We start from the raw sequence: 23,834 nt of genomic DNA on the forward strand, positions 1-23,834 counted from the left end.
CCGTCCGGCGTTGATTCGCGCAAGCGCTCACCCTGCGGGCCGCGTGCGCGGTCCTAACGTACCGTTAGTGGGCACCAATTAAGGAAGCCCGATGCATATGCATCGGGCTTTTTTTATATTTGCCAGTCCGGACGCCGTCCGGCGTTGATTCGCGCAAGCGCTTACCTTGCGGGCCGCGTGCGCGGTCCTAAGGTACCGTTAGTGGGCTCCCATTATTGGCGCTCTTTGCATGATATTGGTTCGCGCTGCACCGCACTCTGTATTGCAGGCGTGGTGGATTCCGGATGAAAGGCTGGCGGCTACTGGGGGATGCTGTTATTCAGCTGCTGGCGCGGCGATGTAGCGTCATATGCTGCCGGGTCTATATTTGTGCAGCTTGGCTGCAATCTGAGCTAAGTAATTGTTTTAATAAAATAAATGCAAATAGGGGGTTGACCGCCCATGGGGGCATCCCTATAATTCGCGGCCTTGGTTGAGAGCGCAGCTCTGAAGCAAGTTGTTGATGCGGGGTGGAGCAGCCTGGTAGCTCGTCGGGCTCATAACCCGAAGGTCGTTGGTTCAAATCCAGCCCCCGCTACCAATTTTGAAGTTTGGTACCCGTGGCTTACTGGGTTATAGTTAGCTGCACTAGGCCGGCATTAGTCGGGCGAAGGCCGAATTACCAGAATCGGCTTTTGGCTATCGAACTGCGTCGCAAGATGCGCCGAGAAGCCCCACATATGGGGCTTTTTTGTATGCGCAAATTGTTGAGCCCTGGCACAGGGCGGACGCGACGTATATGCCACCCTCTAGGGTGGCCATAATAAGAATGGGCCTAGTGCCCATTTTTTGTTTGTTTTCCGGGAACACAGAAACAGATATGGCAACAAAGCAAGAAACCTTGCAAGGGTTGATAGCGCCAGTGGTTGAATCACTGGAGTGCGAGTATTGGGGTATGGAATACCTGTCCCAAGGTCGCCATACGACTTTGCGCATATTCATTGAGCGCGAAGCGGGCGTTATGCTTGAAGACTGCGAAAAAGTCAGTCGCCAAATCAGTGCGGTGTTGGACGTAGAAGACCCCATCAGTGGTGAATATACCCTTGAAGTCTCTTCTCCGGGTGTCGATCGCCCGCTATTCACACTCGATCACTATAAGCGCTTCGCTGGCCAAAAGGCTGAGCTGCGTTTGCGTATTCCTTTTGATGGTCGCCGCAAATTTAGTGGCATCATCAGCGGCGTAGAAGCCGATGAAGTAATTCTGCAGGTAGACAATGAAGAATACCTGTTTCCAATAGATTCGATTGAAAAGGCTAACATCGTCCCGCAATTTTAGTGCGGCGACCAGATGGAATTTAAGAGGCTAAACCATGATGAACAAAGAGATTTTGCTGGTCGCCGAAGCGGTTTCCAACGAAAAAGGCGTCGACCGTGATGTGATCTTTGAGGCCATAGAAATTGCGTTGGCCACGGCCACCAAAAAACGCTATGAAGAAGAGTCTGACATTCGCGTCGTTATCGATCGCAAAGATGGCAGCTATGAAACATTTCGCCAGTGGTTGGTGGTCGACGATGACACCTTGGCCGAACTGGGTACACAGTTCACGCTAGAAGAAGCAGCGGAAAAAGACCCCAGCCTAAAGGCAGGGGATGTCTACGAAGAGAAAGTGGAAAACGTTGGCTTTGGACGTATTGCCGCTCAAACTGCAAAGCAGGTCATCGTACAAAAAGTACGTGAAGCCGAGCGCGCGCAGATCGTCGAAGAATACCGTGATCGCATTGGTGAACTCATCAATGGTACGGTCAAAAAGGTGACTCGAGACGCGGTAATTGTCGACCTTGGCAACAATGCGGAAGGCCTGTTGCCACGCGATCAGCTGGTCGGCCGCGAAGTATTTCGCATGAATGATCGCGTTCGCTCGCTGTTGTTAGATGTGCGTCCGGATGCCCGTGGTCCGCAGCTCTATTTGAGCCGTTCGTGCCCTGAAATGCTCGTCGAATTATTCAAAATCGAAGTGCCAGAAATTTCTGAAGAAGTCATTGAAATCAAAGGTGCTGCTCGTGATCCTGGTTCGCGCGCAAAAATCGCCGTGAAAACCAATGATGGTCGCATCGATCCCGTTGGCGCTTGTGTTGGTATGCGTGGCTCTCGTGTGCAGGCTGTGTCCAATGAGTTGGGTAACGAGCGTGTTGATATCGTGCTCTGGGACGATAATCCGGCGCAGTTTGTTATCAATGCCATGTCGCCGGCCGAAATTGAGTCCATCGTGGTAGATGAAGATGCGGGCTCTATGGATGTCGCAGTTGTAGAGGATAACTTGGCTCAGGCAATTGGCCGTGGCGGACAAAATGTTCGCTTGGCGTCTGAATTGACGGGTTGGACCATCAATGTCATGAGCGAAGAAGAGTGGGCCTCTAAGCAGCAGGAAGAGTCTGGCAGCATTGTAGAAAACTTCATGGCTGCATTAGATGTAGATGAAGAAGTTGCTGAAGTGTTGGTTGACGAAGGCTTTACTACACTTGAAGAGGTGGCGTATGTGCCACTGGAAGAAATGCTAGCAATTGAAGGCTTTGACGAAGATATCGCCGAAGAACTTCGCGCCCGCGCTAAAGATGCCTTGTTAACCCAGGCACTGGCTTCGGAAGAAAAGCTGGATACTGAGCCGGCTGAAGACCTTCTTACTATGGAAGGCATGGACAAACATTTAGCATACCTACTGGCCGCCAATGGTGTTGTCACCATGGAGGATTTGGCCGAGCAATCTGTTGATGATTTGCTTGATATTGCAGGTATGGACGAAGAGCGCGCCGCCGCTTTGATTATGAAAGCACGTGAACCCTGGTTTGCTGACGAGTCAGACAGCGCAGGCGAGCAATAATACCGAGGAAAAAGAATGGCTGAAGTAACTGTAAGCGAACTCGCCGAATCAGTCGGTGCTCCCGTAGAGCGTCTGCTAAAGCAGATGCAGGAAGCAGGCTTGAAGCATAAAAAGGCTGATGATTCAGTTTCTGATGATGAGAAACAAACCCTGCTGCGCTTTTTGAAAAGCAGTCACGGTGAGGAAGTGGCAGAGCCACGTAAAATCACCTTGAAGCGCAAGACGACGACTACGCTGAAAACGGGCTCTGGTGCCTCGCGAAAAGTTGTTAATGTCGAAGTGCGCAAAAAGCGCACCTACGTCAAGCGCGATCCAGCTGAAGTGGCTGCTGCAGAAGCTGCGGCTGCTGCCGAAGCTGCTGCAAAAGCAGAGGCGGAAGCCGCTGCCGCACAGGCCAAGTCAGAAGCTGAAGCCGCTGCGAAAGCCGAAGCAGAGGCCAAAAAGCAGGTTGTCACTCCCGCCGATGAGCCCGAAGCCCCGGCTGCTCAGGAAGCGGCTGCCACTAAAGCCCCAACGACCCGCGTCGACGATATGGAAGATCGCCGATTGGCTGCGTTAGATGCGCGCCGCAAGCAGGAAGAAGAAGAGCGCCTGAAGGCCGAAGAGGCCAAGCGCGCCGCTGAAGAAGAGTTGCGTCAACAGCGTGCCGATGCTGAAGCCAAAGCCAAAAAAGAAGAAGAAACTAAAGGCAAGCATGGCATTGCGCCTAAGAAGACGCGCCATGTAGAAGTTGATGACGCTGAGGATAAGGCCAAGCACACCAAGAAAGCTGGACACCGCGCTAGTAAGAAAGTGGTGGCGCCGGCTGCGCCCAAGAAAGGCGCCCGTATTGATTTGGCTCGCCTCGACGAACTGGAAGATGAACTGGCAACACCGCGTCGCGCACGTGGCTCGCTCAAGCTCAATAACAAACACGGTTTCAAGAAGCCGACGGCGAAAAAAGTGCTGGAAGTAGAATTACCACCGTTAATTACCGTTAGCGACTTGGCGTCGCGTATGAACATTAAAGTCAATGAGCTGATAAAGCGCATGATGAAGATGGGCGTGATGGTAACCCTGAACGATTCTCTGGATCAGGAAACTTCCCAATTAATCGTTGAAGAAATGGGACATGCCTACAAACTCAAGAGCGACAATGAGCTTGAAGAGGCATTGGAACTATCTATTGCCCACGATGGTGAAATGATTAGCCGCGCGCCGGTCGTCACTGTTATGGGGCATGTTGATCACGGTAAAACATCGCTGTTGGATCATATCCGTAAAGCGAAAGTGGCCGATGGTGAAGCCGGCGGTATTACTCAGCACATCGGTGCTTATCGCGTAAAAACCAGCTTAGGTGAAATTACCTTTCTTGATACACCCGGCCACGCGGCGTTTACCGCAATGCGTGCACGTGGTGCGCAGGCCACTGATGTCGTGATTCTGGTGGTGGCAGCCGACGATGGTGTAATGCCTCAGACAATCGAAGCGATTCAGCACTCAAAAGCTGCCGGTGTACCAATTGTTGTGGCTATCAACAAGTGCGACAAAGAAGCTGCTGATCCGGATCGCGTGAAAAACGAATTGGTTCAACACGAAGTCATCCCTGAAGATTGGGGTGGCGATACGCAGTTCATCGAAGTGTCTGCCCATACCGGCACCGGCATTGATGCGTTGTTGGAAGCAATCTCGCTGCAGGCCGAAATTCTCGAACTGCAAGCGCCGGTAGACGTTCCCGCGAAAGGTGTGGTTGTCGAATCTCGAGTTGACAAGGGCCGCGGTGCTATTGCCACGGTATTGGTTCAACAGGGCACGCTCAAGCGCGGTGACATGCTGTTGGCGGGTCAGGCCTATGGCCGCGTTCGCGCTATGGTCAATGAGCACGGCGCCACTGTTAAAGAAGCAGGTCCTTCGACGCCGGTAGAAATTTTGGGCTTAAACAATGCTCCTGGTGCGGGCGAAGACTTCGCCGTTGTACCGGATGAGCGCAAGGCTCGTGAAGTTGCCGAACACCGTGAAGAGAAAGAGCGCAGCGAGAAATTGATGCGCCAGCAGGCGGCCAAGCTTGAAAATATGTTTGCCAATATGGGCAGCGAAGAGAAAAAAGTGCTCTCGGTTGTTGTTAAAGCGGATGTGCGCGGTTCTCTAGAGGCCATTTTGAGCTCAATGGCAGATATCGGTAACGAAGAAGTTGAAGTCAATGTGGTTTCTTCTGGCGTGGGTGGTATCACCGAAAGCGACGTCAACCTTGCGTTGGCTACCGGCGCTATTGTGTTGGGCTTTAACGTACGTGCCGATGCAAGCACTCGCCGCCTGGCAGAAGCAGAGTCGGTAGAGATTCGTTACTACAGCATTATTTACCAACTGCTTGATGAAATTCGCTCTGCGCTGGCGGGCATGTTGTCGCCCGAGCGAGTTGAAGAAATTGTTGGTATTGCCGATGTTCGTGAAGTATTCCGTTCGCCAAAATTTGGGCAGGTTGCTGGTTGTATGGTGACTGAGGGAACTGTATACCGAAACAAGCCTATCCGTGTGTTGCGCGATAACGTGGTTATCTATGAGGGTGAGCTCGAGAGTTTGCGACGCTTTAAAGATGACGTCAAAGACGTGCGCAATGGTATGGAATGCGGTATTGGCGTGAAGAACTACGATGTGAAGGTCGGCGACCAGATCGAAGTGTTCGATGTCAAAGAGGTTGCACGAGAGCTCTAATAGGGCTCTTGGCAGAGGTACCAAATATGGCACGAGAATTTAAACGAACGGATCGGATTGCCGACGCGCTTCAGCGTTCTGTTTCGCGATTCATCCAGCAGGAGATTCGCGATCCACGAATTGGTATGGTGAATGTCAATGATGTGGCGGTAACCCGCGATCTAGCTTATGCCAAAATCTTTGTCACATTTGTCGGTCGTGAGACCGACGAAGAGTGTGAAGCGGCATTGGCAGTGCTGAATAAGGCTGCGGGTTTTTTACGCAGCTTAGTGGCCAAAGACCTCGATTTACGCACCACCCCGCGATTACAGTTCGTGTACGACAAAACCACCATTCGCGGTAATCAGCTAGCCAATTTAATCGATCGCGCTGTGGCCGACGATAAGGCTAAGAACCCAGACGCACCCGCCGAGTAGCAAATCGTTCATGGCAAGAAAACCGAAAGGCCGTTCGATCAGCGGTGTGTTGGTCCTCAATAAATCCGGTGGTATGAGCTCCAATGGTGCTCTGCAAAAGGCCAAGCGGTTGTTTTATGCCGCAAAGGCCGGCCACACGGGCAGTCTTGATCCCTTGGCTACTGGTGTTTTGCCCTTGTGTTTTGGCGATTCTACGAAGTTCTCACAGTTCTTATTGGATGCTGATAAGGCTTACACTAGCACCTTCAAGCTGGGACAGCGCACCGATACCAGCGATTCGGATGGTGAGGTCATCGAGACCATTAGCGCCGCTCACGTGACCGAAGCTCAAGTGGCCCAAGCGTTAACCGCGTTTAAAGGCGAAATCAGTCAGGTTCCCTCGATGTTTTCCGCCCTTAAAAAGGACGGCCAACCGCTCTACAAGCTAGCGCGGCAGGGCATCGAAGTTGAGCGTAAGGCACGCCAGGTTACCGTTTATGCCATCGAATTATTGGCGTTTCGCCCGGGCGAAGTCGCCGAGGCGGATATTAGCGTCAGCTGCTCCAAGGGAACCTATATTCGCAGTATCGCTGAGGATTTAGGAGCGGCTTTAGGGGTAGGAGCTCACGTGGCGACCTTGCATCGCACCCAAGCAGGCCCGTTCACTGATACGCAGTCGTACACCTTGGACGCGCTTATTGAGACCCGTGGCGATGGTGACCCCGACACTCTTGATCACTTGTTGTTACCGGTAGATGCACCGGTAGCGCAATTACCTGCACTGGATCTACCCGACGCCACTGCCTATTATTTCCGGCAGGGGAACCCGGTGATGGATGCGCGGGCCTTTGCCTTGGGTGACGAAGGTGATATGGTGCGTGTCTTTGATCAATCTGGTGGTTTTTTAGGCATTGGTACCCTTGCGGATGACGGCAGAGTGGCGCCTAAACGGCTAGTAGCGACAAATTCTGGTGGTTGAATTCAGCTGCCGAATGGCCCCGGTGGGGCGCAGACCTGTCTGTAAATATGCGCGGGCAGGCCTTTTATAACCGGTTGTTATATCCACATCTGTGGTAAGCAGCTTGCATATTGAACGTAGTAATACGTATAGGTGAATGATATGGCACTAAGTGCATTAGAAAAAGCGGACATCGTAAAAGACTTTCAGCAGGCTGAAGGCGATACTGGTTCTCCTGAAGTTCAGGTTGCTTTGTTGACCTTCAACATCAACAAGCTGCAAGGCCACTTTTCCGAGAACAAAAAAGATCACCACTCACGTCGTGGTCTGATCCGTATGGTAAACCAGCGTCGCAAGTTGCTGGACTACCTGAAGGGCAAGAGCGCTGAGCGCTACACAGCTCTGATTCAGAAACTCGGCCTACGCCGCTAAGTTTCGGTGCCCGCGTAAGCGGGCGCTTTTTTATGTGCTGAGCGCGTGAATTACTCAGTGTATTCACGCCTTACAACGACTGAGAATTTATGTTTTTGAGGCTCAATGCTTCAAAAATATAAGACTGAATGCGATTAGTGCGCACTAGCGTGCTGAGTGGTATAGAACAAGGTCGAAGGCATGCAGAGATAGAAAAATCATGCCGCGGCAGTTCTCGCATAGCGCCGTCATTGCCCTGAAATGATGGCGAGATTCGTTACATTAACGTTAAAGAATTATTTGAAAGCAAAGAGAAAAGGACGATATAAGTGAATCCTGTAATTAAATCGTTTCAATACGGAAACCAAACTGTCACCCTCGAAACTGGCCGTGTAGCACGACAAGCTAATGGCGCTGTGATCGCGAGCATAGGTGATACTGCTGTACTGTGTACTGTTGTAGGCGCGAGAGAGGCCAAAGAAGGGCAAGATTTTTTCCCGCTTTCTGTCCACTACATCGAAAAAGCTTACGCGGCAGGTAAAATTCCTGGTGGCTTTTTCAAGCGAGAGGGTCGCCCAAGCGAAAAAGAAACACTGACCTCACGTTTAATTGACCGCCCCATTCGCCCACTATTTCCAAAGGGCTTCAAAAACGAAGTACAGGTTGTGTGTACGGTACTGTCTGCTAACAACGATATCGATCCCGATATTTGCGCGATGATCGGTACCTCTGCGGCGCTGTCGATTTCTGGTATTCCGTTCGCAGGCCCCATCGGTGCTGCACGTGTTGGTTACACCCAGTCTGAAGGTTATCTGTTAAACCCACGTTACTCGGAGTTGAAAAATTCTGAGTTGGACATGGTAGTCGCGGGCACAAAAGACGCCGTGTTGATGGTTGAATCTGAGGCCAATGAGCTGCCAGAAGATATCATGTTGGGTGCTGTATTGTTTGCCCACCAAGAGTTACAAGCCGTGGTTCAAGCGGTAAACGACTTGGCTCGTGATACCGCCAAGCCCGTGTGGGATTGGCAGGCGCCAGCTGAAAATGCTGAGCTGAAAGCCGCGTTAGTTAAGGGCTTCGAAGATTCAATCGGCGTTGCCTACCGCATTACAGATAAAGCCAAGCGTTACGATCGCCTCAATGAGCTACGCAGTCAGGCCATTGAAGAGTTGGTTGATAACGAAGCTGGCGTCACTAAGGAAAATATCCGTGAAGCGTTCGGCAAGCTCGAAAAGAACATCGTTCGTGCGCGCGTAGTAGCCGGTGAGCCACGAATCGACGGTCGCGATAGTAAAACCGTACGCGGTATCGATGTAGAAGTGGGTGTGTTGCCCAAGGCACACGGTTCAGCATTGTTCACCCGCGGCGAAACTCAAGCACTGGTTGTTGCCACGCTCGGCTCTGCCCGCGATGCACAGATCATTGATGCACTAGAAGGTGAACGCAAAGATCCCTTTATGTTGCACTACAACTTCCCACCCTATTCTGTGGGCGAGTGTGGTCGTATGGGTGCAACGGGTCGTCGTGAAATTGGTCACGGTCGTTTAGCACGTCGCGGTGTTGCGGCAATGCTGCCCGACATGAACGAATTCCCATACAGCCTTCGCGTTGTTAGTGAGATTACCGAATCTAACGGTTCATCCTCTATGGCATCGGTCTGTGGTACCAGCATGGCATTGATGGACGCTGGCGTGCCCTTGAAAGCACCTGTAGCGGGTATTGCTATGGGCCTGGTGAAAGAAGATAACGGCTTTGCTGTATTGACCGATATTTTGGGCGACGAAGATCATCTCGGTGACATGGACTTTAAAGTGGCCGGTACCGCCAATGGCGTTACTGCGTTGCAGATGGACATTAAAATCGAAGGTATCACTGAAGAGATCATGGAGATCGCTCTCGAGCAGGCGCTGCACGCCCGATTGCACATCTTGGCTGAGATGAACAAAGTTATCGCTAAGCCACGTGGTGAGATTTCCGACAACGCACCGCGCTTTGAAGTGATCAAAATTGATCCGGACAAGATTCGTGACATCATCGGTAAGGGCGGCGCCGTTATTCGCTCTATGACTGAGGAAACGGGCGCATCAATTGATATCGAAGATGACGGCACAGTTCGTATTTTTGGTGCCAATGGTGATGTCATTCGCGCTGTTTTGGATCGCATTGGCGCCATTACTGCTGAAGCAGAAATTGGCACCATCTACGAAGGTAAAGTAGTGCGCATTGTAGACTTTGGTGCGTTTGTAAACTTCTTACCAGGTAAAGACGGTTTGGTGCACATTTCACAGATTGCTGACGAGCGCGTCAATGACGTGAACGATTACCTCAAAGAAGGTCAAATGGTTCGCGTGAAGTGCTTGGATGTGGATCAGCGTGGTCGCATTAAGCTTTCTATCAAAGAAGCGATTGCAGAAGATGCGGCATCAACAGATGTTGCCCCCGAAGCTGAGTAAGCGCTTTTAGTGTCAGATCAAAGCCCCGGTTTTTACCGGGGCTTTTTTATGTCGAAGAGGGAATGTTCAGTCCGATGGCAATGGAATTTATTCTGCTATGTCACGCACGCGAGTTGGCTAAGAAATCCAACACGGGCCAGCTGCTACTGGCACAGCCTGAGGTGGCTACACGCCAGATTATATGGGCTCGGAAAGCGCCGGACACTGCGCTCCTAGCAACCATAGCAACGGGTAACTGTTGGTTGCTCTACCCTTTGGCAGATCGGCCGGGTAAGTCATTACAATGCCTGCCTGAGTCGCACCAGCAAAACGCTATCAATGATCAATTGGCGGAATCACTGGGTGAAAATCCTACGGTGATATTAATTGATGCCACATGGCAACAAGCGCAGAAGATGGTCAATCAAAGTCCTTACTTAACAGATGTTGCGCGCTTGAGTCTGTCCCGTGAGGCACCTTCATTATTTCGCCTTCGACGCAATCAACGCCCCGGAGGCCTGTGCACAGTTGAATGTGCGATAGAGCTCCTATATTTGGCCGGCCGCGCAACAAGTGCGCGGGCCCTACACGCCCAATTCTTGGCATTCATGGCTCAGCCGCGAGTGCGTTGTTAGATGCCGTGGCCCGTTTGATTGAGCCTTTGTTGCGCCTCTTCCATGGCAATGGCATTTTTGTGTTGCCAGTGTCCCTGCCGCCAGCGTCGGTAGTAGATTAATGATCGACAACTTTCGTCGATCAGTGCAGAAATCAAAACCCCGATCAGCCCCATATCTAGGTGAATTGCAAAGTACCATGCTAGTGGTACCGCGATGCACCAACTAAAGAGTAATCCTGCAATAGAAATAAACCAGCCGTCACCGGTACCGCGCAATGAATTGCCGACGATAATATTGGTGGTGCGGCCCGGCTCAGTTAATACCGATAAACCGAAATAGACATAGGCCATGGTGAGAATAGTATTGTCATTGGTATACAGTGACATGATCTGTGGAGCAAAGAGTGTCAATGTAATGCCAAGACCGCATGCGCCAAATAAAGCAGCTTTGAGGCTTTGATGTAATTGGCGGTTTGCCTTGGCAAATTGTTTGGCGCCCACGCGCTGTCCCACCAATACCTCGGTAGCCGTACTGATAGCAATGGTGAAGATTAACAGCGCCATAAATGTGTTGAAGGTGTAGGCGCGAGCGGCAAGTTCAGTGGCGCCGCCAACAGCCACGATTGCGCTGAGGACGATCATCTGAGCGTCGAACGACAGTGGCTCGGCAATACTCGGTAATGCAATACGGCCCAGCTGACGAGAGTGCCGTTTAAAATCCCGCCGCACATTTGCCCAAACGATACTCAATTTTAGTCGCCAGTAGATGGCGAATAACGCTACTAATACACCGATGAGTGATGAAAAAACGCTAACCCAGGCGACTCCGATTAAGCCCAGTTTAGGGAGACCAAAGAGTCCAAAAACCACACAGCTATTGCCCAGCACATTGGATACAAAGTAGGCGCTATTGGCGATTAAATTCCAGTGCGGCAGACCGTACACAGTCAGAATGCTGTGCGTCAATGCGTGTACCCCCCATATGCCGATCATCCATGCAGTGATGCGCAAATAGGTGTCTGCATCGACTTTAATACCCAATTCCAGTCCCATCCACCCTGATACCACAGGGCCGCCGTGAAAAACCATGGCGGTGGCGAGCATGCTGAGTAGTACCAGCCAAATACCGTAAACGCCAATTGTGGTATTGGCCTGGCCATAGTCGTTGGTACCCATGCGCTGCGACGTGAGGCTTGAGCCGGCAAAGGCCACTACCCAAAGGCAGGTAAACGAGAAATAAAGGATGGGCGTGATGGCCCCCACGGCGGCGGCAGCGTTGTCTGAGACACGGCTTAGAAAAAACAAGTCGGTCATTGGAATGCTTAGTACCAGCGCCTGCTCAAGCAGCATGGGGCGCGTCATGCCCCAGAGCCCTTTGTCGAGGACTTGGCTGGTTCCGGTTATGGGTTCCTGAGTACTACTCATAGATGGCGATTAGCTCAATGTAAATCGGGCCATTCTACCCGAGTCTAGTGGCTATAATTTCACACAGAGCGATCCAGCGGACGCTCAGTGCCGTATCACAGCGTAGAATTTAAAGAATGGTGTTCGGAATGAAGATGTTAGTGTTTCTTGGACTGCTTTGCTATTCATTGGTGGCTCTGCCCTGTGAGACGCCCGCAGGCTTGAAGGCAGTTGGTGCGGCGGAGTTGAGAGTTTGGGGATTTAAAATTTATCGAGCCAGCACTTATTCCTGTGCTGGCGAAAGCATCGTTGATTTTCGACAGTTGCCGGCTTCGTTTACTCTGGAAATTCTATACTACCGCGACATTGACGGGAGCGACTTGATAGAAAAGACGCGCACTGAGTGGCAACGCCTTGGGCTCTACGATACGCGTGCCGAGCAATGGCTCACGGAGTTAGCTGACATTTGGCCAAACGTGAAAGCCAACGATACGTTAACGATGTGGGTAGATAGCCAAGAGCGTGCCCAGTTTTTACTGAACAAGCGCCCAATCGGTATTGTGTCTGCTGAAGAGTTTGCAGAGACCTTTGCTGCGATTTGGTTGCATCCAGACGCAAGTTATCCCAAATTACGCGCGCAACTGTCGGGTATTCAGCCATGAAATTTATTCTGTCCATTTATATTGTGATGGCACTGGCTATCACAGGCTGCACACAAATTAGTAGCTATGAATCCAGCGAGCCATCCGCACCCAAGGCTGTAGACTTAATGACGTTTTTCTCTGGCAGCAGCCGGGCTTGGGGAATGGTGACTGATTACCGTGGCAAAGTTGTGCGTCGATTTGAGGTGGATTTGAGTGGTTGTATGGAGGGGGGTCGGTTAGTGCTCGATGAGCACTTCGTTTACGATGACGGTGAAACCCAGTTCCGCCAGTGGAAAATCGAGCGAACGCTAGATGGCCGCACTTACACTGGCGAAGCCGCGGATATCGTTGGCAGCGCCGAGGGTGTCTCCAGCGGCTTCGCACTGCAATGGCGTTACACCATGGATTTGCCTGTTGATGGTTCGGTCTATCGCGTTAACTTTGATGACTGGATGTATCAATTGGACAGCCAGCATTTGTTTAACATCGCGGAAATAAAAAAGTGGGGCGTGACCGTAGCCAAGGTGACGTTGTTTTTTCAAAAGTCAGCGACAGCGACAGCCGATTGTAGCGCTAGCGATGATAACGCATAACACCATAAGTAATGAGGGCTTGCGCCGAATAGTAGGTGGCCATGATTGCTAAATCGCTACCAACAAAAGGAATGATAAATTTATTTATCGCGATGAGCCCATCCGACAGCACAAATAATAGTGCTCCCGAGAATACCGCCGCGCTGCGCTGTGCAAACAGAGCAGCAGCCACCGCCATGCTCGCTATGGCCAAAAGATAAATAGCCACCGGTAGAATTAGCCCACCGGTATTTGGCAGAATTAGTGTAGCCATGCATACGCATACCAAAGCAACAAATATCAATCTGCGATAATGCTGGCGCTCCAGGGCAACAGCTTTACGCGCTAGAAAGCCGAACGCATAAACTAGCTGCGCCACTAAGAAAGCAGAAAGCCCAAAGACAAAGCTTTGGGTTAATGGAAGTGCCAGCAGCAGATCGCCTAGCGCAGAAAATGCCAGAGCAATGCTGAGAAATTTGGGCGCGGCGATGCTCTGCAAGCTGATCCACAGTAGGCTCAGCAAGGGAATGACTTTTAAAAGGGCGGCTGGATAAATAGGCAGATTAAAAAATAAGCTGATTAAATAGATGGCGCTAGAAACGTAAAATGTGCGCCATAGGCTGGTTATGGAAAGTGTAGGGATGTGCATGGCTCGACCTTAAAAGTGCTTCGGGTCAGTATACGAGAATAGCCGTGCCTGTGAAGTCTGTTAATTGTTTCAAGGCATAGAAAAAAAGCCAGCATAGCTGGCTTTTTAATCCGTTTCCCTAAGATGTGGTCTTGAACCGTCCGTGATCCTTTTTCCTTGACCTTTGTTTTTTTGCCCTTAATCCTGAGGGCGCTTCCCTTGGCCTTCAATGGCCTAGTTACTCCGTGTGTACGTCCTTGTTGATAGCTATTATGCTGATTGGCACCTTGACGGCCTAGTGGCGGGAATCGTCAGTGTGTGTCGGATTCGCGCCCTTTCGTTGTCAGCCAAATCCTACAGGATTGGGTATTCTGGTTGTTTGGCACAAAATGAAAGAGGGCCAGCAATGCTGGCCCTCTTAAAGCTTTTTCCCTAAGTGCTGGTCTTCGTCCCTTTTCCTTGACCTTTTATAGACCTCCATCCGGGAGGTACTTCCCTTTGCCTTCAGTGGCTAGCGCGACATCCTGTGGACTTCCTTGTTGATAGCTATTCTGCTAAACCGCGAGTCAGTTGCCCAGTGGCTAAGGTCGGCAAGGTGTGTAAGCAGAATGTCGCACGCGTTGTCAGCTTTTGCTTACGCGTGTGTGAGGTAGATGGTGAATGGCCAGAAATGAAAAAGACCAGCAATGCTGGCCTTTTAATATCGTTCCCTAAGTGTCGGTCTTTTGATTAGTCCCTAATCGACATCCTTGCATCATCGCGCATATCCATTCGCTATCCTTGATGCCTTATCCCTGACCGTATTTTTTTGGCCCTTTGATCCTGAGGGCGCTTCCGTTGACCGTCAATGGCCTGATTCACATCCGTGTCGACTTCCTTGTATGTGTCCATTGTGCAAAAACGAGCAGGAGGCTGGAAGTGGCGTTTGGCTGAACCTTTTGTAAGCCATGGCTTACAAGGCGAGCAAAAGTGCCTTGTTGCGGCCTAATGAGGGCTGGATACCACGCAATTTCGGCTTTTGGTTTTCGCTTGATACAGCAGTTGATCGGCCCGGTTAATCAGTTGATCGAAGGCCGAGTCACCGTCTTCAATAGCAGTGACGCCGAGACTCAGGGTGAAGCTGATGGACTGGCCATCATATTCAACCACCGCCTTCTCTAGGGTTTGGCGTATGCGCTCGGCCATGTGGGTGGCACCTTCGCACGTAGTTTCAGGGCAGCAGATGGCAAATTCCTCACCCCCTAGGCGCGCCAGGATATCGGTCTCTCGGAGGCATTCTCGACACACGTCGGCGATGCGCTTGAGTGCTTCATCGCCCATTGCGTGGCCGTAGTTGTCGTTGATGGCTTTGAATTTATCGGCATCGAGCATGATGACTGACAGGGGGCGTGTGTGACGCTTTGCCTTGGCGAACTCTACATTGCTCAACTCGAAGAAATGTCGACGATTAAAGCAACGAGTCAGCGAATCTGTGGATGCCAAGGTGGCCAAACGTTCGTTTGCCGCTGCCAACTCTTCCTGGCTTTGTTTCAAGCGCACCGCAGAGCGAACTCTTGCTTCGAGCACAGGGTAAATAAAGGGTTTCGAGATGAAATCGTGGGCGCCGATATCCAGGGCGTCAATGATGCTATCGTCACTGTCATCCGCGGACACCATGATCACTGGGACATTTTCCACGGAGGGGATGGCTTTAAGCGCCTGCAGCGTCTCAATGCCACTCATGCCGGGCATCATCATGTCGAGCAGTATTACATCAGGTAGAAAATCGGGCGCAAGCTCTATGCAGCCTTGGCCGCTAGTCGCTGACGCCACCTCGTGGCCATCATCTTCCAAGTTATACCAGAGCAATTTGATGTTATCTTCGACATCATCGACGATAAATATTCTAGCCATTTACCACTTTCCTAAGCATTTAAAGCAGTATAGACAGAAACTTGGGGGCTCGCGTTAATGTGTATGGGTGAGCTGGCGCTCGCAGGTGGATTTGTTGTGCGTATTGGTCAAGCCTTCCACTTGATAGCGCAGGCGATTGACCACATTGCCCATGACTTCTAGGGTTTGGCTGAGTTGGTCGAGGCTGATCAGCAGGGCTTCCTGCATTGGGTCTGTAGTAGTGCGTCGGTCCTGGTCCATCTTTTTCTCCTGTCACAATTGAGTTAAGTGGTGATTGCCGGCGGCCTAGACCGCCGGCAAGGGCGACGCGGCCAATTACTCCCAGCTGAGTGCGCCACCGGTTTGGTATTCAATGACTCGAGTTTCAAAGAAGTTCTTTTCTTTGCGCAGATCCATGATTTCGCTCATCCACGGGAACGGGTTTTGCGCGCCTGGAAATTGCTCTGGCAAGCCTAGCTGAGCCAGACGGCGATTGGCGATAAAGTGCAAATACTCTTCCATTGTCGCGGCATTCATACCGAGAACACCGCGCGGCATAGAGTCGCGCGCATAGGCTATCTCTAGCTCTGTGCCCTCTAAAATCATCTGCACCACTTCGGCTTTAAACTCTGTCGTCCACAGGTGCGGATTTTCAAGTTTGATTTGGTTGATCACGTCAATGCCGAAATTTAGGTGCATTGACTCATCGCGCAGAATGTATTGAAACTGCTCTGCCACACCGGTCATTTTATTGCGGCGACCCATTGACAGGATCTGTGAAAAGCCGCAATAGAAAAAGATGCCCTCGGTAACCACATAGAAGGCAATTAAGTTGCGCAGCAGTTCTTGATCGGTTTCAGGGGTGCCGGTGGTAAAGGTTGGGTCAGACAGTGACTTAGTGTGGTTCAGGCTCCAGACCGCCTTGTTTGCCACTGAGGGCAGCTCGCGGTACATGTTAAATACGGCACCTTCGTCCATACCCAGCGATTCAATACAGTACTGATAGGCATGGGTGTGAATAGCCTCTTCAAAGGACTGTCGCAGAATGTACTGGCGGCACTCTGGATTGGTGATCAGGCGGTAAATGGCCAATACCAAGTTGTTGGCAACCAGCGAGTCGGCGGTGGAGAAGTAACCCAATGAACGCATGACGATGCGTCGCTCGTCTTCGGTCAGACCATCATTGGAGCGCCACAGGGCCACGTCTGCGGTCATGTTGATTTCTTGCGGCATCCAGTGATTGGCGCAACCGTCTAGGTATTTCTGCCATGCCCACTCATATTTGAATGGCACTAATTGGTTGAGGTCGGCGCGACAGTTGATCATGCGCTTATCGTCCACCTGTACCCGCTCGGCCCCCAATTCTAAATCGGCAATACCCGCGGCGGTGTCCAAGTTGGCCACTGCCTCGCGCGCCTTGGCTACGGCGTCGCTGGCGGGGGTTGTCGGTGCGGCCGCTTGGGCCGCTACCGGCGCTGCCTGTGTAGCTTGCGCCGGTGGTGCAGGCTGGGCGGCAGGCGCCGGTTGCGGTTCGGTGGGCTTGGTTGTGGTGGCTTCGCTTTCGTAGTCGTCCCAACTCAGCATGGTCAATGGTCCTTAAACTGCTTTTAATAATTAATTAGCCGGGAAATACCCCGGAGATGGCAAACAGGTTGCTTGTAATCGTTTCTACCGGCGCCTAGCAGTAGGCTATAGAGCCGTCACTCGCGCCAGTGGACGTTAGGGCCCGCAGGGGCTCGTTCTTGTGCTGCGCCATTGGATTGACTCTGGCCTTGAATTATTAGCCTTTAGCCGTTGCTCGCGGTCAAAGGGAGCCTAGAGTTGAGAGGGCGCTAAATGATGGGATTTATTCTAACGATTAACACAAGATATGCAAATTCTAATTGGCAATAACACAATATATGGTGCTGCTTGTGGATAACTTGTGGGTGGAATGTGAATCGTCTGCGCTAGCACAGACAGCGCGGGCGTTGCAGTGATCACACCCTGACCGCGAGGCGGCCTGTGCGTGAAAGTGGGTTAGGAATAACTAACGCGCTAGCCGCAGGGCTAGACCTGCTAGAAGTGCATACCGAGCTGGATGCTGACCCCATACTCATCAAATCGCTCAGATCGCGCAACGGCAAAATCGAGGTGGCCCTGGTCAAACCCTATCCCCAATCCCAAAGAGGGCAATTGTGAGTGGTCATATCGATTGATACGGTAGCCGGCCCGCACCGCCGTTTGTTGCCATAGGTAGTACTCGACACCCACACCGATATATTGCTTTTTGGGATCGAAGCCCAGTGGCTCGTTGGTTGTGAGGTCAACATCGATGCCCACATTAAAATGATCACCGCGGTAACCCAACCCCGCCCGGGCTATGGGTCGAAAGGTGCGTTTTGTGCCGAGCCTTGATGTGAGTGTAAAGGGAACCACATTGCGCACCACAGCGCCCAAATTCCATCGATCGTTTAGCACCCACTCCATACCGATATCGAGGTTGGGCCGTATATAGTTAGTTTGATTTTTCGCCAGTTGATAGTCTTCAAATTCGATTTGGGCTACCGGCGCGCTAAAGTCGATGAGGGTGATGTCCAACTGTTTAAGGTTCACGCCCAATGTCAGCTGGTCGGGGTAGAGCTGCCAGGCGCCCCCTAGTGCGGTTTCTTGAATTTCAGCGCCTGATACAAGCACCTCAGATTCGAATGTCTCGGGCGCCTGATAGCGGAGGTAATCGCGTAAGTCGATATCGCCTAACCCCAATTGTTCTAAGGGGACGCCCTGATTCTGCGCACGAAGTGCCTGGGTCAGGCCGTCCAGATCTATGAAGGGTAAGAGTACTTGTAGGCTCGGCTCGGTAGCTTCAAATGCGTTAATTAGTTCCGCCACGCCGGGAATATCCTGATAGCTAAGTAGCTCAGAATTTAGGCGGCCATCTTGGATGGACTGACGGATCAGTGTTTCGATGCGTTGATAATCTATAGCGGCGATTAAGGCTTGTGAGCGTTCACCAAATTCAATGACGTCTGCCGATGCTCGTGTTATTGCAACCAGTTGTTGCATCCGCAATAAATCGATATCAGCCAGCTCAAATTGTCCGCCCAAAATGGCATAGTGGCGCACGAATAAGCCAGCGCCCCAGCCGTCGGCAGTATGGCCGACACTGAAACCTGCGGCCGCCGCGGCTCGAATGGGCCGATTAGAGAGTCCTTCTATAGCGCTCACTAGACCCTCACCCTCGCTAGCCAATGTCCGCAGTTGGTGGGCATCAAGTTGACCATCTTGGAAGGCTGCGCGTGCCGATAGTAAGAGTGCGTCTAGCTTGTCTTCTGAGTAGTTATCTTGAAATTGGTCTACTCGAGATAAAAAGTCGTCGCGATCAATAAGGCGCGCGCCTAGGTAGAGGTGCGCAAAAGTGCCGTCTAAATGTTCAGTGTGGGTTTGCGCCAATAGACTGGGGTTAAAAAGTGCGGCATTGGCTGGCCTGCCGGTGGCGACGCCCACGCCACCCATCGCGAGTGTGCGAGCATCAAAGGAAATAAAGGTAGTGGCCAAACAATGGGCGGGAGCAAACAGCAGCAGTGCAGCTGCTAGAGCTCGATGTTTTAGGGAATTAGACATGGCCCAAGTATAACCGACACAGCGAGTGTGTCGGCATTGCAATGGGTCATTTTGGCGCGTCTGGCTGTTGCTCAGGGCTTGCGTCGATAAAAGCGGGGAGGGTGTTGCAGTGTTCAGCGATGGCCTGCACTTTGGGGAAGGCAGACAGGTCCACGTTGAACCGTTTGGCATTGTAGACCTGTGGTACTAAGCACACGTCTGCCAAAGTGGGGCTGTCGCCAAAACAAAATGCCCCCGCAGTCTGCGTGAGTTGGCTTTCTAGTGCTGCGAACCCCGTTTGAATCCAGTGGGCGTACCACTGATTTTTCTGGGTGTCCTCCAAGGCCAAGTCCCCTGTTAGGTATTTGAGTACGCGCAGGTTATTGAGGGGGTGGATGTCGCAGGCCAGTGCGAGGGCAAAGGCTCTAATTTGCGCTTGCTGCCAGGCGTCGCCCGGCAACAGCGCGGGCGTTGGATGTTGGCTCTCTAGGTATTCAATGATAGCGAGGGATTGTGTTAACAATCCCTGCTCTGTGGCCAGCGCAGGCACCAAACCCTGTGGGTTAAGTGCTGTGTAGGTGGCCTGTTGTTGTTCACCCTTGATCAGCGATACAGGCACTTGTTCGGCCGCAATGCCTTTCAAGTTGAGTGCAATGCGCACTCGGTAGGCTGCTGATGAGCGAAAGTAGCCGTAGAGTTTCATGTGCGTTCCCGCCTACTTAGCCGTTTTTGATCAGGGTTTGGTCGATCGTACCAAAAATGGAATTGCCCGATTTATCCAGCATTTCAATTTTGACGCGGTCGCCAAACTTCATAAAACCGGTGCTGGGTTTGCCATCGCGAATGGTTTCGATCATGCGAATTTCGGCAATACAGGAATAGCCCACGCCGCCCTCTTCGATAGATGTGCCGTGGCCTGTACCTTGTTTATTGGACACTGTACCTGAACCGATCACCGCGCCCGCGCCGATGTTGCGCGATTTGGTCACGTGCGCAATGAGCTGGCCAAAATGAAAGGTCATGTCGGTGCCGGCGTCGGGTTTACCAAAGGGCTTGCCGTTGAGGTACGACAGCAGGGGCAGTGATACCTTGCCGCCATCCCACGCATCACCGAGTTCGTCGGGCGTTACTGCCACAGGTGAAAATGCCGATGCGGGTTTTGACTGGAAAAACCCAAACCCTTTCGCCAGTTCGCCGGGAATTAATCCGCGCAGTGACACGTCGTTTACCAGCATTAACAGTTTGATGTGTTGTTTGGCGTTGTCGGCGTCGGTGCTCATTGGCACGTCATCGGTGATGATGGCAATTTCGCCTTCGAAATCCACGCCCCATTCATCGCTGGGCAGCGGAATATCGTCGCGCGGGCCGATAAAATCGTCGGAGCCTCCCTGATACATCAACGGGTCGGTCCAAAAGGTTTCTGGCATTTCTGCATTGCGCGCTTTGCGAACCAGTTCTACGTGATTCACATAGGCGCTGCCGTCAGCCCATTGGTAGGCTCTGGGTAGCGGTGAAGCGCAGGCACTTTCTTCAAAAGCAAAGGTGTTGGCGGCTTTGCCGGCATTCAGCTCAGTGTAAAGCGCTTGCAGTTTGGGCTCCATAGTAGCCCAGTCATCCAGTGCCGCCTGCAGCGTCGGTGCAATGTGCGTGGCTTTTACCGCTTGGGTTAAGTCGCGACTAACGACAATCAGTGCGCCGTCACGGCCGTGCTTAAGTGATGCAAGTTTCATATTCTGAATCCCTGTTGTGGCCAGCCTGGCTGGCGTGAAAATTTATGGGCGAAAATGTTTTTTTAACGAATTCCAACAAGCCACGTAGTTTTGCTGACGGAGCTCGGTTGTCATTGCAAAATGGGTGGGGGTAAAGGCATAGCGCGATTCAAACATAAACGCCATGGTGTTTTCATAACGCTGAGGCTGCAGCTCGGCATTACTCGCTTTTTCAAACACGTCGGCCTCTGGGCCGTGTGGGCTCATGCAGTTGTGCAAGCTGGCGCCACCGGGTTCAAAGCCTTTTTCCTTGGCGTCGTAGACGCCGTGAATCAGGCCCATGAATTCACTCATAATATTGCGGTGATACCACGGCGGGCGAAAAGTCTTTTCCGCCACCATCCAGCGCGGTGGAAAGATGACGAAATCACAGTTGGCCACGCCCGGGGTGTCTGAGGGAGATGTGAGCACCGTAAATATGGATGGATCCGGGTGATCGAAACTGACGGTGTTGATGACGTTAAAGCGGGACAAATCGTATTTGTAGGGCGCTGAGTTGCCGGTCCAAGCCACCACATCCAGGGGCGAGTGGCCCAATGTGGCTTGGAAAAAATTGCCACCGTATTTACAGATTAAATCGAATTGCCCTTCGCGATCTTCGTAGGCCGCCACAGGGTATTGAAAATCGCGGTCGTTGGCGTAGCCATTGGCGCCCACCGGCCCGCGCTCTGGCAGCTCGAAGCAGGCCCCGTAATTTTCACACATGTAGCCTCGCGCCTGTGCATCTTGCAGTGCCACACGAAACTTCATGCCCCGTGGGATGACCGCTATCTCGCCCGGCGCGACGTCTAATCGCCCGCACTCAGTGTGCAAAATCAAACCGCCGGCTTCGGGCACGAGCAATAGCTCGCCATCGGCGTTATAAAAGAAACGGTCGGTCATGGATTGGTTGGCGAGGTAGATGTGAATGCCCAGGCCGATTTGGGTGGCGGCGTCACCGTTGGCTGCGAGCGTGACCAGACCATCGACAAAATCCGTGGGAGTTGATGGCATGGGCAGCGCAGACCAGCGCAGCATATTGGGAACCGGTACCTGCTCGGTAATGGGGCCGGTGCGAACCAGTTGGCTGGCCTGAGAGTAGGGTTGGTAGTCGCTCTGTACCGCCGAGGGGCGAATACGGTAGAACCAGGTGCGGCGATTGTGCGCGCGCGGGGCGGTAAATGCCGTACTTGAAAATTGTTCTGTATAAAGGCCGTAAGCCACTTTTTGTGGATTGAACTGACCCACCGGCAGTGCCCCTGGCAGGGCCTCTGTCTCGTGTTCATTGTTAAAGCCGGTCAAATAAGACACAGATTCCATACAGGTTTGGCTCGATCAATTTTTGGTGCGCCCAATTTAGTTACATTTGTAACCAATGTCAAATGCAGACTAGTGACGGTTGGCTGTCAATGGCCACCGCCTCTAAGATGGGACGCGCCGGTACGCCAAACATGATTCTCTTTAAACCGTTGGGCTAAGGATTTTGGTTGAGCGCGGGATCGTTAAATTGCCCCTGATTGTCGACGCCCAGCATGAACTTCGCAACCGCCAAACGTAGCTCTGGCGATAGATAGTTTTGCGCGGGCATTTCCGGATAGTCTTCGCGCTTTTTAATGGGCTTGGCAATATAGTCAGCCAGCCCTTCGGGGTTATCCATGTAGAGCGCTTGAATGATTTGTACCGGCGGCCCAATCATTCGCACATTGTAGGCATGGCAGCCTGTGCAAATGCCATAGTAAGCCATCTTGCCTTTTTCCGTATCGGTGAAGGGGTGGGGTTCAGCTGGCTCAGGTAAAAGATAGGATACGGTGCCGTGGGTATCGGAAAAGTTACACCGACCGTAATCGTCGAGCCCCAGTGTGACGTATTTGCCTGGGTCTAAGATGCAGCTATCCGCACTTGTACCGACATTGACAATATCCACATCGTTTTTTATCAAATTCACCAGTTTCAAGGCGGATATTTCATTAATGGGTTGGTAGCCGTTGTTAAACATGACATTGTTTAAAATTGCGACTTGGTCCGAGTTCGGGTCGGACTCTGGATCTAGCGAAATGTTGGCAAAGCTTTGGTGGTCGGTGATAACAATTCCTACATTTTTGTTGTTGGTAATGATGTTGCCTTCGATGGTGACTTGATCGGCAGCCATTACCACAATGCCGGAACCTGAAGGTACGCCTGCAACAATTGATCCTGGTGCACCAAAGTTCACGTGATTGTTATCGGAAATAAAATTATTTCGAATGATCACATCGTAGGTGGTTTTAATGGGTAGCCCGGGTGTAATAAACGCTAAAATGCCGCCGGTGTTGTTATAAACTTTGTTGTTTTCGACGATGGCGTGCCGTGTATTTTCAATTTCTATGCCCGCGACATTTTCGAACACTTCGTTATTGTTCACGTGAATGTTATCGCACATGCCAACGTAAATGGCGGCGTCTTCAATACCGCTCAAAATGTTGCGCTCAATTAAGCCGTTTTTCCCAAGCTGCGGAAAAATTCCGTACACACCAGTATCGATCACGTGATTATTTCGAATTAAGAAATTATTGCCGGCTTGGCCCATGATGGCATTGCCTTTGTAGTGCGTGATTCGAAAGTTTTCCACGGTGATATTGTTGCCCGAATAGAGTATCGCATCATTGAGTGTGTGATTGCCTTCGAGTATGGGCCAGTGGCCACGTTGAATAACCCCGGTCAGCCAGATGTCATCTTTGTCGATATAAACAGTTTCCTGATATGTGCCTGGGTATACGCGAATGATGTCGCCTGAGCTTGCGCGTTTTACCGCTGCTTGAATGGATTCGCCGTTGAATACATCGATGGTTGTGCCTGTGCCGGATGCACCCACTGACGCATCGAGTGCTGTGCCAGCGGTAATTCTTGCAGCGGCGTTACTGGTATAACGATCGGCATCGCCCACTAACGCTACGGGACTGTTGGTGGCCAGATGTTGGCCCAGCCAAAATCCACCGACTAATAAGCCTGCGGAAATCAGAACTGCAAATAGTTTATTGCTCAAG

Annotated in this window: 20 protein-coding genes and 1 tRNA gene; 11 read left to right on the plus strand and 10 right to left on the minus strand. The window is 51.7% G+C overall.

Features of this window, described 5'->3' with window-relative positions:
- The first annotated feature begins 503 nt into the window (after positions 1 to 503).
- From FHS30_RS03605 to FHS30_RS03645, 9 genes are all read left to right on the plus strand, one after another.
- Positions 504 to 580, plus strand: a tRNA-Met gene (locus FHS30_RS03605).
- A gap of 279 nt (positions 581 to 859) precedes the next feature.
- Complete coding sequence (rimP, locus tag FHS30_RS03610) at positions 860 to 1,315, plus strand: ribosome maturation factor RimP (protein ID WP_183908385.1); 456 nt, start codon at positions 860 to 862, stop codon at positions 1,313 to 1,315.
- Positions 1,316 to 1,352: 37 nt separating this feature from the next.
- Positions 1,353 to 2,858 (plus strand): transcription termination factor NusA, encoded by a 1,506-nt coding sequence (gene nusA, locus FHS30_RS03615; protein WP_183909233.1) that lies wholly within the window; start codon positions 1,353 to 1,355, stop codon positions 2,856 to 2,858.
- A 15-nt stretch (positions 2,859 to 2,873) separates the two neighbouring features.
- Positions 2,874 to 5,549: a translation initiation factor IF-2 gene (gene infB, locus FHS30_RS03620; protein WP_183908388.1), complete on the plus strand. Its 2,676-nt coding sequence runs from the start codon at positions 2,874 to 2,876 to the stop codon at positions 5,547 to 5,549.
- Between the two features lie 26 nt (positions 5,550 to 5,575).
- Positions 5,576 to 5,965 (plus strand): 30S ribosome-binding factor RbfA, encoded by a 390-nt coding sequence (rbfA, locus tag FHS30_RS03625; protein WP_183908390.1) that lies wholly within the window; start codon positions 5,576 to 5,578, stop codon positions 5,963 to 5,965.
- 10 nt (positions 5,966 to 5,975) lie between these two features.
- Positions 5,976 to 6,923, plus strand: coding sequence for a tRNA pseudouridine(55) synthase TruB (gene truB / locus FHS30_RS03630; protein WP_183908392.1), 948 nt, complete (start codon positions 5,976 to 5,978; stop codon positions 6,921 to 6,923).
- A gap of 141 nt (positions 6,924 to 7,064) precedes the next feature.
- Entirely contained in the window at positions 7,065 to 7,334 is a 270-nt protein-coding gene (gene rpsO / locus FHS30_RS03635) for a 30S ribosomal protein S15 (protein WP_183908394.1), read from the plus strand.
- 308 nt (positions 7,335 to 7,642) lie between these two features.
- Complete coding sequence (gene pnp / locus FHS30_RS03640) at positions 7,643 to 9,766, plus strand: polyribonucleotide nucleotidyltransferase (protein WP_183908396.1); 2,124 nt, start codon at positions 7,643 to 7,645, stop codon at positions 9,764 to 9,766.
- 74 nt (positions 9,767 to 9,840) lie between these two features.
- Entirely contained in the window at positions 9,841 to 10,380 is a 540-nt protein-coding gene (locus FHS30_RS03645) for a DTW domain-containing protein (protein WP_183908398.1), read from the plus strand.
- On the opposite strand, the gene FHS30_RS03650 is transcribed toward FHS30_RS03645, so the two are convergent.
- Entirely contained in the window at positions 10,377 to 11,786 is a 1,410-nt protein-coding gene (locus FHS30_RS03650; protein WP_183908400.1) for an MATE family efflux transporter, read from the minus strand. The genes FHS30_RS03645 and FHS30_RS03650 overlap by 4 nt on opposite strands.
- 128 nt (positions 11,787 to 11,914) lie before the next feature.
- On the opposite strand from FHS30_RS03650, the gene FHS30_RS03655 reads away from it, so the two are divergent.
- Together FHS30_RS03655 and FHS30_RS03660 are read left to right on the plus strand one after the other, a co-directional pair.
- Positions 11,915 to 12,427: a chalcone isomerase family protein gene (locus FHS30_RS03655; RefSeq protein WP_183908402.1), complete on the plus strand. Its 513-nt coding sequence runs from the start codon at positions 11,915 to 11,917 to the stop codon at positions 12,425 to 12,427.
- Positions 12,424 to 13,002, plus strand: coding sequence for a DUF3833 domain-containing protein (locus tag FHS30_RS03660; protein WP_183908404.1), 579 nt, complete (start codon positions 12,424 to 12,426; stop codon positions 13,000 to 13,002). Before FHS30_RS03655 ends, FHS30_RS03660 begins: the two co-directional genes overlap by 4 nt.
- On the opposite strand, the gene FHS30_RS03665 is transcribed toward FHS30_RS03660, so the two are convergent.
- The 9 genes from FHS30_RS03665 to FHS30_RS03705 form a co-directional block, all read right to left on the minus strand.
- A complete protein-coding gene (locus FHS30_RS03665) occupies positions 12,983 to 13,630 on the minus strand; it encodes a lysoplasmalogenase family protein (RefSeq protein WP_183908406.1) in 648 nt (215 codons plus the stop codon). The two genes, FHS30_RS03660 and FHS30_RS03665, sit on opposite strands and share 20 nt — an antisense overlap.
- 963 nt (positions 13,631 to 14,593) lie before the next feature.
- On the minus strand, positions 14,594 to 15,502 hold the full coding sequence (locus FHS30_RS03670) for a GGDEF domain-containing response regulator (RefSeq protein WP_183908408.1): 909 nt from the start codon (positions 15,500 to 15,502) through the stop codon (positions 14,594 to 14,596).
- Positions 15,503 to 15,556: 54 nt separating this feature from the next.
- Entirely contained in the window at positions 15,557 to 15,742 is a 186-nt protein-coding gene (locus tag FHS30_RS03675) for a hypothetical protein (protein WP_183908410.1), read from the minus strand.
- Positions 15,743 to 15,817: 75 nt separating this feature from the next.
- Positions 15,818 to 17,065: a ribonucleotide-diphosphate reductase subunit beta gene (locus FHS30_RS03680; RefSeq protein ID WP_183908412.1), complete on the minus strand. Its 1,248-nt coding sequence runs from the start codon at positions 17,063 to 17,065 to the stop codon at positions 15,818 to 15,820.
- Positions 17,066 to 17,539: 474 nt separating this feature from the next.
- On the minus strand, positions 17,540 to 19,084 hold the full coding sequence (gene traF / locus FHS30_RS03685) for a conjugal transfer protein TraF (RefSeq protein ID WP_183908414.1): 1,545 nt from the start codon (positions 19,082 to 19,084) through the stop codon (positions 17,540 to 17,542).
- A gap of 46 nt (positions 19,085 to 19,130) precedes the next feature.
- Positions 19,131 to 19,766, minus strand: a complete 636-nt coding sequence (maiA, locus tag FHS30_RS03690; protein WP_183908416.1) for a maleylacetoacetate isomerase — start codon at positions 19,764 to 19,766, stop codon at positions 19,131 to 19,133.
- A 16-nt stretch (positions 19,767 to 19,782) separates the two neighbouring features.
- Positions 19,783 to 20,793, minus strand: a complete 1,011-nt coding sequence (locus FHS30_RS03695; RefSeq protein WP_183908417.1) for a fumarylacetoacetate hydrolase family protein — start codon at positions 20,791 to 20,793, stop codon at positions 19,783 to 19,785.
- 42 nt (positions 20,794 to 20,835) lie between these two features.
- Positions 20,836 to 22,131: a homogentisate 1,2-dioxygenase gene (hmgA, locus tag FHS30_RS03700; RefSeq protein ID WP_183908419.1), complete on the minus strand. Its 1,296-nt coding sequence runs from the start codon at positions 22,129 to 22,131 to the stop codon at positions 20,836 to 20,838.
- Between the two features lie 154 nt (positions 22,132 to 22,285).
- Positions 22,286 to 23,833: a parallel beta-helix domain-containing protein gene (locus FHS30_RS03705; protein ID WP_246341119.1), complete on the minus strand. Its 1,548-nt coding sequence runs from the start codon at positions 23,831 to 23,833 to the stop codon at positions 22,286 to 22,288.
- Between the last annotated feature and the right edge of the window lies 1 nt (position 23,834).

It is taken from the genome of Simiduia aestuariiviva (assembly GCF_014192475.1).
Taxonomy (GTDB): domain Bacteria; phylum Pseudomonadota; class Gammaproteobacteria; order Pseudomonadales; family Cellvibrionaceae; genus Simiduia; species Simiduia aestuariiviva.

What these genes read in the sequence shown, in the direction of transcription:
- rpsO (WP_183908394.1), top strand. Translation starts at nt 7,065, where the DNA reads ATGGCACTAAGTGCATTAGAAAAAGCGGACATCGTAAAAGACTTTCAG.
- FHS30_RS03650 (WP_183908400.1), bottom strand. Translation starts at nt 11,786, where the DNA reads ATGAGTAGTACTCAGGAACCCATAACCGGAACCAGCCAAGTCCTCGAC.
- FHS30_RS03675 (WP_183908410.1), bottom strand. Translation starts at nt 15,742, where the DNA reads ATGGACCAGGACCGACGCACTACTACAGACCCAATGCAGGAAGCCCTG.
- FHS30_RS03645 (WP_183908398.1), top strand. Translation starts at nt 9,841, where the DNA reads ATGGCAATGGAATTTATTCTGCTATGTCACGCACGCGAGTTGGCTAAG.
- traF (WP_183908414.1), bottom strand. Translation starts at nt 19,084, where the DNA reads ATGTCTAATTCCCTAAAACATCGAGCTCTAGCAGCTGCACTGCTGCTG.
- FHS30_RS03680 (WP_183908412.1), bottom strand. Translation starts at nt 17,065, where the DNA reads ATGCTGAGTTGGGACGACTACGAAAGCGAAGCCACCACAACCAAGCCC.
- FHS30_RS03665 (WP_183908406.1), bottom strand. Translation starts at nt 13,630, where the DNA reads ATGCACATCCCTACACTTTCCATAACCAGCCTATGGCGCACATTTTAC.
- FHS30_RS03655 (WP_183908402.1), top strand. Translation starts at nt 11,915, where the DNA reads ATGAAGATGTTAGTGTTTCTTGGACTGCTTTGCTATTCATTGGTGGCT.
- FHS30_RS03670 (WP_183908408.1), bottom strand. Translation starts at nt 15,502, where the DNA reads ATGGCTAGAATATTTATCGTCGATGATGTCGAAGATAACATCAAATTG.
- rimP (WP_183908385.1), top strand. Translation starts at nt 860, where the DNA reads ATGGCAACAAAGCAAGAAACCTTGCAAGGGTTGATAGCGCCAGTGGTT.
- maiA (WP_183908416.1), bottom strand. Translation starts at nt 19,766, where the DNA reads ATGAAACTCTACGGCTACTTTCGCTCATCAGCAGCCTACCGAGTGCGC.
- FHS30_RS03660 (WP_183908404.1), top strand. Translation starts at nt 12,424, where the DNA reads ATGAAATTTATTCTGTCCATTTATATTGTGATGGCACTGGCTATCACA.
- hmgA (WP_183908419.1), bottom strand. Translation starts at nt 22,131, where the DNA reads ATGGAATCTGTGTCTTATTTGACCGGCTTTAACAATGAACACGAGACA.
- rbfA (WP_183908390.1), top strand. Translation starts at nt 5,576, where the DNA reads ATGGCACGAGAATTTAAACGAACGGATCGGATTGCCGACGCGCTTCAG.
- truB (WP_183908392.1), top strand. Translation starts at nt 5,976, where the DNA reads ATGGCAAGAAAACCGAAAGGCCGTTCGATCAGCGGTGTGTTGGTCCTC.
- nusA (WP_183909233.1), top strand. Translation starts at nt 1,353, where the DNA reads ATGAACAAAGAGATTTTGCTGGTCGCCGAAGCGGTTTCCAACGAAAAA.
- infB (WP_183908388.1), top strand. Translation starts at nt 2,874, where the DNA reads ATGGCTGAAGTAACTGTAAGCGAACTCGCCGAATCAGTCGGTGCTCCC.
- FHS30_RS03695 (WP_183908417.1), bottom strand. Translation starts at nt 20,793, where the DNA reads ATGAAACTTGCATCACTTAAGCACGGCCGTGACGGCGCACTGATTGTC.